Annotated in this window: 14 protein-coding genes; 4 read left to right on the top strand and 10 right to left on the bottom strand. The window is 69.9% G+C overall.

Features of this window, described 5'->3' with window-relative positions; genetic code table 11:
• Nucleotides 1-37 precede the first annotated feature (37 nt).
• The 4 genes from AC1HC7_RS14725 to AC1HC7_RS14710 are packed head-to-tail and all read right to left on the bottom strand — an operon-like array spanning nucleotide 38 to nucleotide 4,780.
• On the bottom strand, nucleotides 38-1,492 hold the full coding sequence (locus tag AC1HC7_RS14725) for a tetratricopeptide repeat-containing sulfotransferase family protein (RefSeq protein WP_479499172.1): 1,455 nt from the start codon (nucleotides 1,490-1,492) through the stop codon (nucleotides 38-40).
• Nucleotides 1,493-1,545: 53 nt separating this feature from the next.
• Nucleotides 1,546-2,502, bottom strand: a complete 957-nt coding sequence (locus AC1HC7_RS14720) for an esterase-like activity of phytase family protein (RefSeq protein ID WP_479495086.1) — start codon at nucleotides 2,500-2,502, stop codon at nucleotides 1,546-1,548.
• Between the two features lie 22 nt (nucleotides 2,503-2,524).
• Nucleotides 2,525-3,418 carry a penicillin-insensitive murein endopeptidase gene (gene mepA, locus AC1HC7_RS14715; RefSeq protein ID WP_479495085.1) on the bottom strand — a complete coding sequence of 298 codons (894 nt, stop codon included), beginning with the start codon at nucleotides 3,416-3,418 and terminating at the stop codon, nucleotides 2,525-2,527.
• A 21-nt stretch (nucleotides 3,419-3,439) separates the two neighbouring features.
• Nucleotides 3,440-4,780 carry an MFS transporter gene (locus AC1HC7_RS14710; protein WP_479495084.1) on the bottom strand — a complete coding sequence of 447 codons (1,341 nt, stop codon included), beginning with the start codon at nucleotides 4,778-4,780 and terminating at the stop codon, nucleotides 3,440-3,442.
• Between the two features lie 167 nt (nucleotides 4,781-4,947).
• Here AC1HC7_RS14710 and AC1HC7_RS14705 point away from each other — a divergent pair, with 167 nt between their 5' ends.
• The 3 genes from AC1HC7_RS14705 to AC1HC7_RS14695 all read left to right on the top strand — a co-directional run bounded on the left by AC1HC7_RS14705 (nucleotide 4,948) and on the right by AC1HC7_RS14695 (nucleotide 6,341).
• The gene (locus AC1HC7_RS14705) at nucleotides 4,948-5,202 is read left to right on the top strand and encodes a hypothetical protein (RefSeq protein ID WP_479495083.1); all 255 of its coding nucleotides are present in this window, start codon (nucleotides 4,948-4,950) and stop codon (nucleotides 5,200-5,202) included.
• Between the two features lie 113 nt (nucleotides 5,203-5,315).
• Complete coding sequence (locus tag AC1HC7_RS14700) at nucleotides 5,316-5,621, top strand: DUF6280 family protein (RefSeq protein WP_479495082.1); 306 nt, start codon at nucleotides 5,316-5,318, stop codon at nucleotides 5,619-5,621.
• Between the two features lie 126 nt (nucleotides 5,622-5,747).
• Entirely contained in the window at nucleotides 5,748-6,341 is a 594-nt protein-coding gene (locus tag AC1HC7_RS14695; protein WP_479495081.1) for an REP-associated tyrosine transposase, read from the top strand.
• Nucleotides 6,342-6,517: 176 nt separating this feature from the next.
• On the opposite strand, the gene lepA is transcribed toward AC1HC7_RS14695, so the two are convergent.
• Both lepA and AC1HC7_RS14685 read right to left on the bottom strand, forming a co-directional pair.
• Nucleotides 6,518-8,317, bottom strand: a complete 1,800-nt coding sequence (lepA, locus tag AC1HC7_RS14690; RefSeq protein ID WP_479495080.1) for a translation elongation factor 4 — start codon at nucleotides 8,315-8,317, stop codon at nucleotides 6,518-6,520.
• A gap of 173 nt (nucleotides 8,318-8,490) precedes the next feature.
• A complete protein-coding gene (locus tag AC1HC7_RS14685) occupies nucleotides 8,491-8,961 on the bottom strand; it encodes a low molecular weight protein-tyrosine-phosphatase (RefSeq protein WP_479495079.1) in 471 nt (156 codons plus the stop codon).
• Nucleotides 8,962-9,054: 93 nt separating this feature from the next.
• On the opposite strand from AC1HC7_RS14685, the gene AC1HC7_RS14680 reads away from it, so the two are divergent.
• Nucleotides 9,055-9,798 (top strand): NAD-dependent deacylase, encoded by a 744-nt coding sequence (locus AC1HC7_RS14680; RefSeq protein ID WP_479495078.1) that lies wholly within the window; start codon nucleotides 9,055-9,057, stop codon nucleotides 9,796-9,798.
• 47 nt (nucleotides 9,799-9,845) lie between these two features.
• On the opposite strand, the gene AC1HC7_RS14675 is transcribed toward AC1HC7_RS14680, so the two are convergent.
• From AC1HC7_RS14675 to meaB, 4 genes are all read right to left on the bottom strand, one after another.
• Nucleotides 9,846-10,349, bottom strand: coding sequence for a copper chaperone PCu(A)C (locus AC1HC7_RS14675; RefSeq protein ID WP_479495077.1), 504 nt, complete (start codon nucleotides 10,347-10,349; stop codon nucleotides 9,846-9,848).
• 48 nt (nucleotides 10,350-10,397) lie between these two features.
• Nucleotides 10,398-10,949, bottom strand: coding sequence for a hypothetical protein (locus AC1HC7_RS14670; RefSeq protein WP_479499171.1), 552 nt, complete (start codon nucleotides 10,947-10,949; stop codon nucleotides 10,398-10,400).
• Nucleotides 10,950-11,012: 63 nt separating this feature from the next.
• The gene (gene rpmB, locus AC1HC7_RS14665) at nucleotides 11,013-11,300 is read right to left on the bottom strand and encodes a 50S ribosomal protein L28 (RefSeq protein WP_479495075.1); all 288 of its coding nucleotides are present in this window, start codon (nucleotides 11,298-11,300) and stop codon (nucleotides 11,013-11,015) included.
• A 123-nt stretch (nucleotides 11,301-11,423) separates the two neighbouring features.
• Nucleotides 11,424-12,590, bottom strand: a complete 1,167-nt coding sequence (gene meaB, locus AC1HC7_RS14660) for a methylmalonyl Co-A mutase-associated GTPase MeaB (protein WP_479499170.1) — start codon at nucleotides 12,588-12,590, stop codon at nucleotides 11,424-11,426.
• Nucleotides 12,591-12,888: the final 298 nt, after the last annotated feature.

Here is a 12,888-nt window from a genome sequence, read left to right as displayed (position 1 = left end):
CGGTTGGCCCGTGACCGTCGTCAGCCCGTGACCGTCGTCAGTCCGTGACCGTCGTCAGTCCGCGATCGTCGCCAGCCCGCGATCGTTGTCGGCCCGGCGCCGCCCCATCGCTAGATCGCGCGCCCAGCGCCGCGGCCAGCGGGGCGACGCGGTCCCCGTAGCGCCGCCAGCGCCCCACCGAACCGGCGGAGATCGGGCGGCGCGCCTGCGCGCGGGATCGCGACAGGATGGCCGAATCGTGACGCTCGGGGGTCAGGCAAGCCGGGTCCCAGGGCAGATCGAGGAAATCCAGCAAGCGGCGAATCTCGGGGGCCGGGTCGGTGACCAGCGCCTCGTAATGCAGGTCCAGAACCGGGTTGGGGATGACCCCGGCGGCGTGGTCGCCCGCCGCCTGATACAGCTGATGCGCCTCGGCCAGCCAGTCCGTCCGGTAGGTGTAGGGATGCGCGACCCCGAACCGGCCCAGATAGCAGGACACGCAGGTGTCGAGCGGATCGCGATGCAGCCGCACGATGCGCGCCTTCGGGAACATCAGCGCGATTTCGCCCAGAAACAGCAGGTTGACCGGCATCTTGTCGACGTAGACCGGCGGCAGTTCGCCCCCGGCGCGGCGCGCGGCGTCGGCCAGACAGGTTTCGGCAAGCGCGGTGAATGCCTGATCGGACCAGCGCCGGACCCAGGCGTGTTCGCTGAGCGCGCCGCCCTGCGCGGCGGCGTCGTCGCGCGCCGCGTCCTCGACCGCATGCAGCACGAAGGGCAGTTCGCCAAGCCCGGCGACCCCGGGATGGGCGCCGAGAATCCGTTCCGTCAGCGTGGTGCCCGAGCGCATCATCCCGACCACGAAGACCGGGGCCGCGCTCGACGCGCCCCGCCCCGGTCGCGGGGCCAGAAACCCCCTGTCGAACACCCGCTTCTGCTCGGCGACGCAGCCGCGCAGCCTTGACGGGTCATAGACCGGCGCCGCGGCCTCGGCCCCGCGCGCGGCGAAATCCCAGGCCAGGGTCCATTTGCCCAGATCGTTCATCGCCTTGCACAGCGCGTAATTCAGATCGCGGCGCGCGATCGGCGCAAGATCGTCGCGCCTGAGCTGGCGTTTCGCCCTGGCGATCAGCGGATCGTCGCGGCGAAACCGGTGGATCTCCGCCAGCAACGTCCAGGCGCGCGGGTTGGCCGGGTCCGCCGCGATGGCCTCGCGCAGCAGCTTGCCCGCCGCGGCCATGTCGCCGCGCGCGCTCAGCGCCGCGGCGCAGCCGATCAGCGCCCGCAGGCTGCGCGCCCGCGTGAGCATATGCCGGTAGACCTTCTCGGCCTCGGCCACATACCCCGCCGCAAGGCTCGCATCCGCCAGCAGCGCCAGCGTCTCGCCATCCTCGGGAAACTGGCTGAGATGGGCGTGCGCCGCCGCCGCCGCCGCCGCGTGGCGGCGGTTTCGATGCAGACGCCGGGCCGCGTCCCCGTGGCTTTCGGCATCGCGCGGTCGGGTCTGGACCATGTGCATGTTCGCCTCGTCATCGCCGCCCCGGACCAGCGCTAACGGGCAGAGCTTTATTTTTCGCTTACGGCGGGCGCAGCGTGTTCGACCACCGCGAATTCCAGCAGCAGCGTGCGTTGCAGCATGTTGAAATTGTCGTCGGTGACCACGGTCAGGCGGATGCGCCCGGCCGCGTCGCGCCAGACCGACACGCCCTCGGCGTTGTCGGCGCCGTCCGGCCCCGGCAGAAACAGCAGCGTCTCCGGATCGACCAGCGCGTCGCCCGCGACATCAAGCCGGCGCAGGCGCATGGAAAACCCGCCGGTGAAGGTCAGCCGCCGATCCACCACATAGAGCCGCCCGTCGGGGCCGAAATCGGCGCCGGTGGTCAGCATCTCGCGCGATCGGGGCATTTTCGCCGGGCGCGTGGTCCCGTCGGGGGCGCGCCACAGGGCGTGCTGGTCGCCGTTGCGGGTCTTGGCTTCGCGGATCGCCAGCACGGCGCCGTCATCGCGCCGGGCCAGCGCCTCGATGCCGCTGTTATTGCCGAAATTCGGCCAGCCGGGGCGGCGCCAGAACGGGGTTTCGGGGGCGTCGGGCCCGGCGAATTCGGCGACCCGGTGGTCGCGCTCGAAGGAGACGAGGCGCGGGGCGTCAAGATCGCCCGGCGCGATCGTCAGCCCCTCGGCGTCGCGATAGACCGGGCGGGCGCGGGCCCCGTCGGGCCCGCGCATGTTCGCGAATCGCGAGAGTTCAACCCCGGTCAGCCGGCCGTCGCGACGGATCAGCCGGCCCTCGACCCAACGCCCGGCGTCCGAGACCGCCACGAAGCGCGCCCCATCGGCGGAGACCTCGATCCCGGAAATCCCCCCGAAATCCGCCGAGGCGCCGCGCAGCTCCACCCCGCCCATGAATCTCAGCCTCGAATCCGCAGGCATGGTCACTTCGGCGGGTCCCAGGCGCAGGCCGGTTTCCAGCGCGCCGCCCGGGTCGGGCGGCGCGCAGGCGGCGAGCAGCCCCAGCGCGAGCATGGCAGCGCGCCGCCATGAGACCTCACCGCGCATCGAGCACCCCGGCGCAGGCGGCGGGCAGATCGGCCATGGTCAGATCCCGGCGCGGCTTTTTCGGCCGGTCGACGGCTTTGGGGCGCAGCGCCTCGTCGCTGAACCACCAGTCCAGGGTCGCGTCGCACCCGGCGCCCGGCGGCGGCGGGGCCTGCGCGACGCAGCCGGCGGCGCCCTCGGGGCAGTTCAGGCGCACGTGAAAATGGCCGTCATGGCCCCACCAGGGGCGGATTTTTCGCAGCCAGGCGCGATCGCCCCGCGTCGTGCGGCACAGGTCCGCCTTGATCGCCGCATTGACGAAAATCCGCGCCACGGCGGGATCGGACCCGGCGGCGCGCAGGATCTCGGCATGCGCCGGGGTCCAGCGGGCGTTGAGGCTGCGCCGGTCGCTCGCCACCACCGAGCGAAACGCAAAGGTCTCGCGGCGCGCGCGGCTCATGGCGGCGGCCTTGCCGGGCTGCAGCCAGATGTCCATGTCGAGCCCGATCTGATGCGAACGATGCCCGCCGGTCATCGGCCCGCCGCGCGGCTGGCTGATGTCGCCGATCAGCAGGCGCGGCCAGCCGGCGGCGGCGGCGGCGCGCGACAGGCGCCCGATGAAGGCGAGCGCGTCCGGATGCCCCCAGTTGCGGTTGCGCCCGAGCCGCATCGCCTGCCAGCCCGGCGCGGTCTCCGGCAGGCGCCGCCCCCCGGCGAGACAGCCTTTGGCGTAGCCGCCATGGGGCGCGGGCGGCTGGGCGGAGGGCGTGGCGCGGGCGCCGAACAGGGTTTTGGCGGCGGGGGCGGCGGGGGCGGCGAGCGCGAACGCAGGCGCGCACGCAAGCGCGGCAAGGGCCAGCCCCAAAACCGGACCGAGGCGCATTGCGCGCCGACGCATGATCATGATCAGCCGCTCCTTTTTCTGTCAGGCGGGCTCGCCGCCCGTGTCCCGCACCGGGATCAGGCAGGCCAGCCCCAGCACGAAGAGCAGAATCACCGGGGCGACGCCGATGCGCTGGCTGTCGGTCGCCGCGGTGGCGGCGGCCACCATCGCCGGCGCCAGAAACGCCGTCGCCTTGCCCGCCAGCGCGTAGAGCCCGAATGACGACGCCACGCGCCCGTGATCCGACTGATGCACCAGCAGGGTGCGCGAGGCCGCCTGCACCGCGCCCCCCGCCGCCCCGATCAGACCGCCGACGCAGTAGAACAGGATGTCGGGGGCCGACGAGCCCTCGCCCACCGGCAGCGCGAACAGGATCGAATCGCGGCTGGCGGACACGGCGCCGAGCGACCCGACAATCAGCAACAGGATGCAGGCGCTCACGACCGGTTTGGGGCCAAAGCGCGCATCCGCCCGCCCGCCGATCCAGGCGCCCACGGCGCCCACCGCCGCGGCGATGATCCCGAACACGCCGATCTGCACGATCGACCAGCCCAGCACCCCGGCCGCGTAGATGCCGCCAAAAATGTAAAAACCGTTGAGCGCGTCGCGATACAGCATCGAGGCGATGAGAAACCAGCGCAGGCTGGCGCGGCGCTTCAGATCCGCCAGCGCGGCGCCCAGTTGCTTCAGCCCGCGGGCCATGGCCCCCTTGACGCCCGCCTGACGCGGCGCGTCCGGAGTGAACAGAAACAGCGGCAGGATGAAGACCGCATACCAGATGGCGCTCAGCGGCCCGACGGCGCGGGTGCCCTCGCGGGCCGCCGGATCGAGACCGAGGATCGGATCCAGCCCGATCAGGGTTTTTCCGGTCTGCGCGTCCTCGGCGAACAACGCCAGCATCAGGATCAGCGTCGCCAGCCCGCCGACATAGCCCAGCGCCCAGCCCGAACCCGACAGCCGCCCGAGATCGCGCCGCGGGACCAGATCGGGCATCATGGCGTTGGTGAAGACGGTGGTGAATTCGACGCCGATCAGCCCGATCACGAACCAGACCAGCGCCGTGGTCGGATCCGAGCCCGGGGCGGCGCGCCACAGCATGAAGGCGCCGAGCATGTAAAAGACCGAGAACAGCGCGATCCACGGCTTGCGCGGGCCGGTGACGTCGGCGATGGCGCCCAGGAACGGCGCCATGAGCGCGATCGCCAGCCCGCCGGCCGAGGCGGCCCAGCCCCACATCTCCTGCCCGGCCGCCGGGGTCGGGGCCACGGCGGAGGCGAAATAGGGGGCGAAGATGAAGGTGATGATCAGGGTGTGATAGGGTTGGCTGGCCCAGTCGTAGAGCATCCAGCCCCAGCGGCCCTTCGCGTCGGCGTATCGGGTCATGCGCGCCTCTGTCTGCGCCCGCGACTGGCGCGGCGGGTTGCGGTGCGCGGCCGGCGCGCGCATGGCGCGGGGTCGCCTCTCGTTGATGGCCCGCGCCTTGATCGACGTCAACGCCGCGCGCGTCGAAACATGGTAATCATGGGGCGAAAATCCTGAGGGGCGGCGACGTGATCTCCATCGACGACATCATCGGCATGACCGGCCTGACCCGCGACGAGGTCGACGCGGTGGCCGAACACGAGCACATCCCCGAGGTCGCCGCGGCGGCGCTTGCGGACTACCTGATGCATGGCGCGCGGGGGCCGGAGGTCATCGCCGGCATGATCCGCGACGATTTGCGCCGGGCGATCGCGCGCGGCGATCGGCGCCACGCTGCGGAATTGCTTATGGCGTTGCGGCATTTTCTGACCGAAAACCAATGACCCATGCGCCCAGCGCATAGCTGGTATGCGTCAGACGGGCTACCGTGAATTTTTTATGTCTCCATATTGCACTGCAGAAAACACCCTACAAGAATCAATAGGAGAGCGGCGCGATGTTCGACGACGCCGATATGCAGTCTTATGCTAACGATCAGGGCGCGCGCGCCCGCAAGATGTTCGCCGCGGTGGTGCTGGCGGCGCTTGACGACGCCATCGCCGATCAGCGCAAGAACGAGAGCGGCGTGGACACCATCGCCCGCTGGGCGCGCTCGCGCGATGGGCGCGACGTGCTGATGAGCGCCGGGATCGACCCCAATGAGCGCGCGGTCAAGGGCATGATGGAATTCGTGGCCCGCGGCGTGCGCACCTCGGTGGCGCTGCGCGGCGAGCATGACGACGGCGGCAAGATCGCCGCCTAGTCTGCGACGCCCCGCCGCAACGGTTCAGACCCCCGCGACCCTGTCGCGGGGGTTTCGCCTTGGGCCAATGGCGGATCGGGATCCGCCCTACACAAAAGGTTAACCCTGCGCGCCGATGCTGGGCGCATGCCCGAGTATCGACGAGCGAAGGCGCGGGGCGCCACGTATTTCTTCACCGTCAACCTGTTGAACCGCCGGGCGGGGACGCTGGTGCGCGAGGTGGCGCTGCTGCGCCGCTGCGTGCGCCGGGCGCGCGAAAGCCGGCCGTTCCGCATCGACGCCATGGTGGTGCTGCCCGATCACCTGCACGCGATATGGACCCTGCCGCCGGGCGACAACGGGTTTTCGGAGCGCTGGCGCCAGGTCAAGTCGGGGTTTTCGCGCGGCTTGCCGGCGCGGGATCTTGAAAACTCGATCATGCTGCGGCCCGGCGAGCGGGGCGTGTGGCAGCGGCGGTTCTGGGAACACCTGATCGCGGATGCGCAGGATTACCGGCGGCATCTGGAATACTGCTGGTCCGACCCGGTGCGCCACGGGTTTGTCGGGCGGGCGAAGGACTGGCCGTATTCCTCGTTCCACCGGGAGGCGGCGCGCGGGCTGGTCGCCGGGGATTGGGCGGGCGATGTCGGCGATGGATTGAAGGGGGGGCAGGAGGGCGGATTCGGGGAATGGCCGGGGGCGCTGGTCTCGCCGTTGGCGGGGCGGACATGCATTGCATAGAAGAAATCACAGCAAGAAAACAAGATACTTTTTGCCTGCGTAAAAAACTACATCAATAACAAAAAATATTTATTTTAATGCCAGACCAAAATATTTAAATTCTAATTATTCTGCAAAATACTTCAAATACGCACTCTGCGGACCGGCGGCAATTGCCGCATTGGATCATGCAAGAATCACCCATCCATCTTCAGCGCATTGATAAACGCCTCCTGCGGGATATTCACCTTCCCGAACTGGCGCATCTTCTTCTTACCCGCTTTCTGCTTGTCGAGCAATTTGCGTTTGCGCGACACATCCCCGCCATAGCATTTGGCGGTCACGTCCTTGCGCAGCGCGGAAATCGTCTCCCGCGCGATGATCCGCCCGCCGAGCGCGGCCTGGATCGGGACCTTGAACATGTGCTGGGGGATCAGTTCTTTCAGTTTCTCGCACATGGCGCGGCCGCGGGCGTCGGCGCGGTCGCGGTGGACCATGGTCGAGAGGGCGTCCACGGGCTCGTCATTGACCAGAATCTGCATCTTGACCAGGAAATCCTGCCGGTAGCCGATCATCTGGTAGTCGAAGCTGGCATAGCCCTTGGTGACCGATTTCAGGCGGTCGTAGAAATCGAACACCACCTCGTTGAGCGGCAGATCATAGACCACCATCGCCCGCGCGCCGGCATAGGTGAGGTCGAGCTGGATGCCGCGCCGGTCCTGGCACAGTTTCAGCACCTGCCCGAGATATTCGTCGGGGACCAGGATCGTGGCCTTGATGCGCGGCTCCTCGATATGGTCGATATGGACCTGATCGGGCATGTCGGCGGGGTTGTGCAGCTCCAGCATCGAGCCGTCGTTCCGGTAGACATGGTAGATCACCGAAGGGGCGGTGGTGATCAGGTCGATGTCGTATTCGCGTTCCAGCCGATCGCGGATCACCTCGAGATGCAGCAGCCCCAGGAACCCGCAGCGAAAGCCGAAGCCGAGCGCGGCGGAGGTTTCCATTTCCGATGAAAAACTGGCGTCATTGAGCGACAATTTGGAAATCGCCTCGCGCAGGTCCTCGAATTCGGCGTTGTCCACGGGGAACAAGCCGCAGAACACCACCGGCTGGGCGGGCTTGAAGCCGGGCAGGGCCTCGGCGCAGGGTTTGCGTTCGTGGGTGATGGTGTCGCCGACGCGGGTGTCGCGGACCTGCTTGATCGAGGCGGTCAGGAATCCGATCTCGCCGGGGCCGAGTTCGTCGACCTGGGCCATGGCCGGGGCGAAGACGCCGACGCGGTCCACGGGATACATGGCCTTGGTCGACATCATGCGGATGCGGTCGCCCTTTTTCAACACGCCGTCGATGATGCGCACCAGCACCACGACGCCGAGATAGGCGTCATACCAGCTGTCCACCAGCATGGCCTTGAGGGGGGCGTCGCGGTCCCCTTCCGGCGCTGGCAGGCGGGTGACGATGGCCTCCAGCACCTCGGGGATGCCGACGCCGGTCTTGGCCGAGATCATCACCGCGTCGGCGGCGTCGATGCCGATCACGTCCTCGATCTGTTCGCAGACCTGTTCGGGTTCCGCCGCCGGCAGGTCGATCTTGTTGAGCACCGGGACGATTTCATGCCCGGCGTCGATGGCCTGATAGACATTGGCCAGCGTCTGGGCCTCGACGCCCTGACTGGCGTCCACCACCAGCAGCGAGCCCTCGACCGCGCGCATGGAGCGCGAGACCTCGTAGGCGAAATCCACATGCCCGGGGGTGTCGATCAGGTTGAGCACGTAATGCTCGCCGTCCTTGGCCTGATAGTCGAGGCGCACGGTGTTGGCCTTGATGGTGATGCCGCGTTCGCGCTCGAGATCCATGGAATCGAGCACCTGCTCCTTCATCTCGCGTTCCGAGAGCGCGCCCGTCGACTGGATCAGACGGTCGGCGAGCGTCGATTTCCCATGGTCGATATGGGCGACGATGGAGAAATTGCGGATTTTTGAGATATCGGTCATGGGATGGGCTTATGGGGCGGGGCGCAATGCGCGTCAAGCCGGGGTTCGGATCAGGGTCGGGGGCGGGGTCGGGGGCGGATGCGGGGCGGGGTTTTCGATGCGCATGGGCATGGTCCCCGCGTCGGTCGTCCTGTGGTCGTCCTGTCGGTCGTCCTGTCGGTCGTCGGCGCGGCTCAGCGACGCGCGACGCGTTCGATCAGCGCCGGCATGGCGGCTTCCAGCATGTCCAGCACCTCGTCAAACCCGCCGGCGCCCCCGAAATAGGGGTCGGGGATTTCGGCCAGCGCCGGGTCGGGGTGAAAATCCAGCATCAGCGCCAGGTCCGCCCCCTGCCCGTCCTGCGGCCGCAGGCCTTGCAGGTCGCGCAGATTGGCCCGGTCCATGGCGAGGATCAGGTCGAAGCGCGCGAAATCCGCGGGGATCGCCTGGCGCGCGCGCAAATCGCCAAGGTCGAGGCCCCGCGCCCGCGCCGCCGCCTGCATGCGCCGGTCCGGCGGCGCCCCCAGATGCCAGTCGCCGACGCCGGCGCTGTCCAGCGTCGCGGCGATCCCCGCCTCGGCCAGGGCGCGGCGCGCCACGCCCTCGGCGGCGGGCGAGCGGCAGATATTGCCGAGGCAGACGAACAGCAGGCGGGGCTTTGGCATGGCGGGTCTCCCGAAGGGCCCGGCAAGGCGCTGGCCAAGCCGCGCCGGGCGCGTCATCTTCGGGCGAGACTAGCGGCGAAAGGATGGCTGGGCATGGAAAAAATCATCGCCGGGGGCGGCGCGCCGGAGATCGTCATCCTCACCGGCGCCGGGGTTTCGCAGGAATCCGGGCTCAGCACGTTTCGCGACGCCGGCGGGTTGTGGTCGCAGCTGCGGCTCGAGGACGTGGCCACGCCGGAGGCCTTCGCCCGCGACCCGGTCATGGTGCAGGATTTCTACAATTCGCGGCGGGCGAATTGCCGCAAGGTCGCCCCCAACGCCGCGCATCGCGCGCTGGCGCGGCTGCAGCGCGCGCGGCCCGGACGCGCGCTGATCGTCACCCAGAACGTCGACGACCTGCACGAACGCGGCGGCTCGCCGCCCGCCGAGGTGATCCACATGCATGGGCGGCTCGACCGGGCGCTGTGCGGATTCTGCCGCCACGCCTTCGACCACCCCGGCGACATCGCCATGGACGAGGGCTGCCCGGCCTGCGGCCACGAGGCGCTGCGCCCCGACGTGGTCTGGTTCGGCGAAACGCCCCACCGGATGGACGAGATCCACGCCGCCCTCGCCCGCTGCGCGCTGTTCGTGTCGATCGGCACCAGCGGCGAGGTCCACCCCGCCGCCGGCTTCGTCGCCGAGGCCGCCGCGGCGGGCGCCGACACGCTGGAGCTCAATCTCGAAGCCTCCGGCGGGGCCCGGCATTTTGCGGCCTCGCGCCATGGCAGGGCCACCGAGATCGTGCCGCGTTGGGTGGACGGGATCCTCGGCGCCGCGCCGGGCTGCGGCGCCTGACCCCGCGCCGGCCGCGATCGCCGGCCGGCGCGGGGGGAAGGCGACGCTCAGCCGTCGGTCTTCATGTCCATCTTCATGGCCTTGCCGCCCTGGCCCGACATCGCGCCCGCGCGCGGCTTGCGCTTGTTGTCCACGATCACGTCGACGACCATCTCGCCGGCGTTTTCGAACACCAGCGTGAGCGGGAAGCTCTTGCCCTGCTCGAACGGCTTTTGCAGCCCCATGAACATCACGTGGTAGCCGCCGCGCTGCAGCACCGCGTCGCCATGGGCGGGCAGCGCGACGCCGCCCTTCACCGGACGCATCCGGGCGATGCCGTCGGTGATGACATGGCCGTGCAGCTCCACCTTGCGCGCCATGTCCGAATGCGCGCCGATCAGCCGATCATCGGCCGCCCCGGCGTTTTCGATGAGCATGAAGGCGGCGCCGGTCTTCTGGTTGGCGGTGCGCGCATAGGCGTCATGCACCACGATGTCGCCGGCAAGGGCGGCGGCTGCGAAAACGGATGCGGCGAGGGTGGCCGCGAGCGCGGTCGAAAAAGTCCTGAACATGGGAAACCCCTTTGATGTTCGCGTGTCTGTCTGGATCGGGAAAGCGGGTCAGACTCGCGATGGGGGCGGCGCGCGGGCGCGCTTGACGCGGATCGTCCGGGCGCCGGTCGGCGTGTTCGGGGACGGGCGCGGCGCGCGCACGAAGCGCAGGACGCGCGCGGGCGGGTCCGCCGCCGCGCTCAGCGTCACCAGCGGCAGGCAGCAGTCGTGGCAGCCATGGGGGTCGCCCGCGGCAGGGGCGATCGGGGCGCCTGGGGCCGGATCCTCGCCCGCAACGGGAATCTCGATGCGCCGCACGCCGCCGCCCGAACAGATCACCAGCACCCGCATGGCCGGCGCGCCGACCGCCCGCCGCCCCAGATCCGCCGCGACATCCGCCGCGACCGCCGGCGCCTGCATGACGTATTGCATGGAGGCGCGCGCCGTCGCGGCCTGCACCGACAGGCAGGCCAGCAGCAGCAGTTTCAACAGCGGAGACGACAGCACCCGGCGCATGGGCGTCACTTTGCAACGCCGCCCCGCGAAGGCAAAGCGGCGAAACCGCGCAAGCCGCGCGCCGACCCCGTCACCCCCGCGCCCGCCAAATCGCGCGTCAGACATGCGAAAAGCCGCCGCGCCGGTTCCGGCGCGGCGGCCCATTCATCGGCAAAGCGGCGAAAGGCTTCAGGCCGTGGCCTGGGCCTTTTCGATCTCGCGCTTCACTTTCAGGGCGCGCGGGGACAGTTCTCCGTCCTTGGCTTTCGCCAGGAACGCGTCAAGCCCGCCGCGATGGTCCACGGTGCGCAGGGCCGCAGAGCAGACCTTGAACTTGAAGGACCGGCCAAGCTCGTCGCTCAGCATGGTGACCTGATTCAGGTTGGGCAGGTAACGCCGGCGGGTTTTGATGTTCGAGTGGCTCACCCGATTGCCGGTCAGCACACCCTTGCCGGTCAGATCGCAACGACGAGACATGATTTCGACCTCGATTTCAGAACTAGGGAGCCGGGATGCGAGACGCGCCCGCACGCGGCGAATTCGGAGCCGCGTCTATAGGCGTTTCGCGTCGGGGCGTCAACCGCGCCCCGGGTGAAGGCGTCACGCCCCCCGCCCGGGCGAAGGCGCCTCCCCGTCGTCAGCCTGCGCCCCGCCCTCCGGCGCGCCCGGCGCCCCGTCTGCCGTCACGCCCGCCGCCGCCCGGCTGAAGGCGTCGAGCGCCGCCTGCGCCGCCGCGTCGGGCGACAATTCGCCCGCCGCCACGCGGCGTTCCAGCGCCGGCAGCAGCGCCGCCACGCCCGGCGCCTGACGGAATCGCTCCATCAGCCCCTCGCGCAATTCATGCCGCATCCAGGCCGTGGCCTGCGCCCGGCGGCGCGCGTCGCGCCGCCCGGTCTGGCAGCGCCAGTCATGCAGCTTGCGGATGTCGTCCCAGATCTGCGCCAGCCCCTGCGATTCCAGCGCCGAGGCGGTGAGCGCCTTCGGGAACCCCTCGGGATCCTGGTCGCGCCCGCGCAGCAGCCGCAGCGCGCCCGCGTAATCGGCGCAGGTGCGCCTTGCCGCGCCCGCCAGATCGCCATCCGCCTTGTTGATGACGATCAGGTCGCAGATTTCCATGATGCCGCGCTTCACGCCCTGCAATTCGTCGCCCCCCGCGGGCGCCAGCAGCAGCACGAACACGTCGGTCATGTCCGCGACCATGGTTTCGGACTGGCCCACGCCCACGGTTTCCACCAGCACCACGTCGTAGCCCGCCGCCTCGCAGAGCAGGATCGCCTCGCGCGTGCGCCGCGCCACGCCGCCAAGCGAGGCCTGGCTCGGCGACGGGCGGATGAAGGCGCGCGGATGCCGCGACAGGCGCTCCATGCGGGTCTTGTCGCCGAGGATCGAGCCGCCCGAGCGGGCCGAGGACGGGTCCACCGCCAGCACCGCCACCCGCAGGCCGGCTTCGACCAGCATCATGCCGAAGCTTTCGATGAAGGTGGATTTGCCCACCCCGGGCGTGCCTGAAAGCCCGATGCGCAGCGCCCGCGCCGGGCGCGCATGCAGGGTCGAGATCAGCGCCGTCGCCACGCGGCGATCCTCGGCGCGGGTCGATTCGATCAGCGTTATGGCCTTCGCCAGCGCCCGCCGCTCGCCGCTCGCCAGTCGCGCGGCAAGTGCGCGCGCGGCGGCGATCGAGGCCGGATCCGGGGCTGGCGCCGGGGCCTGACCCGGGGGGCTGGCGGGAACTGGATCGGCGGGCGCGCGGCCCGAATCTGCGCTCATCTGCACCCTCATGCGGCTCGCGGTCCCGGATCCGGCCCGAAATCCGGGCGCGGGGCCATCAATGCGCCCTTCTTTCGCCCGTCTCTAGCGCATATTCTGGCGGTGATGAAACCCTGGGCCGACCCGACAGGAGCGCGCGATGACCCCGACCCCGCCGATGCCCGCCCCGGATGCGCGGCCAGACACGGCCCCGGCCGCGATCTCAGACGCGGCCCCGGCCGCGCCCCGATCATCCCGGTCCGGCGCCCGGCCGGGGCCGCGCCGCCGTGTCGCGGCGGCGGTCGCGCTGCTGGCGCTG

Source organism: Oceanicella sp. (assembly GCF_056449545.1).
This window is presented reverse-complemented; position numbering and strand designations above follow the sequence as displayed.

Bases quoted from the DNA above. Each gene is read 5' to 3' on its own strand.
- AC1HC7_RS14725 (WP_479499172.1), bottom strand. From the start codon at position 1,492: ATGGTCCAGACCCGACCGCGCGATGCCGAAAGCCACGGGGACGCGGCC.
- AC1HC7_RS14720 (WP_479495086.1), bottom strand. From the start codon at position 2,502: ATGCTCGCGCTGGGGCTGCTCGCCGCCTGCGCGCCGCCCGACCCGGGC.
- mepA (WP_479495085.1), bottom strand. From the start codon at position 3,418: ATGATCATGCGTCGGCGCGCAATGCGCCTCGGTCCGGTTTTGGGGCTG.
- AC1HC7_RS14710 (WP_479495084.1), bottom strand. From the start codon at position 4,780: ATGACCCGATACGCCGACGCGAAGGGCCGCTGGGGCTGGATGCTCTAC.
- AC1HC7_RS14700 (WP_479495082.1), top strand. From the start codon at position 5,316: ATGTTCGACGACGCCGATATGCAGTCTTATGCTAACGATCAGGGCGCG.
- AC1HC7_RS14695 (WP_479495081.1), top strand. From the start codon at position 5,748: ATGCCCGAGTATCGACGAGCGAAGGCGCGGGGCGCCACGTATTTCTTC.
- lepA (WP_479495080.1), bottom strand. From the start codon at position 8,317: ATGACCGATATCTCAAAAATCCGCAATTTCTCCATCGTCGCCCATATC.
- AC1HC7_RS14685 (WP_479495079.1), bottom strand. From the start codon at position 8,961: ATGCCAAAGCCCCGCCTGCTGTTCGTCTGCCTCGGCAATATCTGCCGC.
- AC1HC7_RS14680 (WP_479495078.1), top strand. From the start codon at position 9,055: ATGGAAAAAATCATCGCCGGGGGCGGCGCGCCGGAGATCGTCATCCTC.
- AC1HC7_RS14675 (WP_479495077.1), bottom strand. From the start codon at position 10,349: ATGTTCAGGACTTTTTCGACCGCGCTCGCGGCCACCCTCGCCGCATCC.
- AC1HC7_RS14670 (WP_479499171.1), bottom strand. From the start codon at position 10,949: ATGTCTGACGCGCGATTTGGCGGGCGCGGGGGTGACGGGGTCGGCGCG.
- rpmB (WP_479495075.1), bottom strand. From the start codon at position 11,300: ATGTCTCGTCGTTGCGATCTGACCGGCAAGGGTGTGCTGACCGGCAAT.
- meaB (WP_479499170.1), bottom strand. From the start codon at position 12,590: ATGAGCGCAGATTCGGGCCGCGCGCCCGCCGATCCAGTTCCCGCCAGC.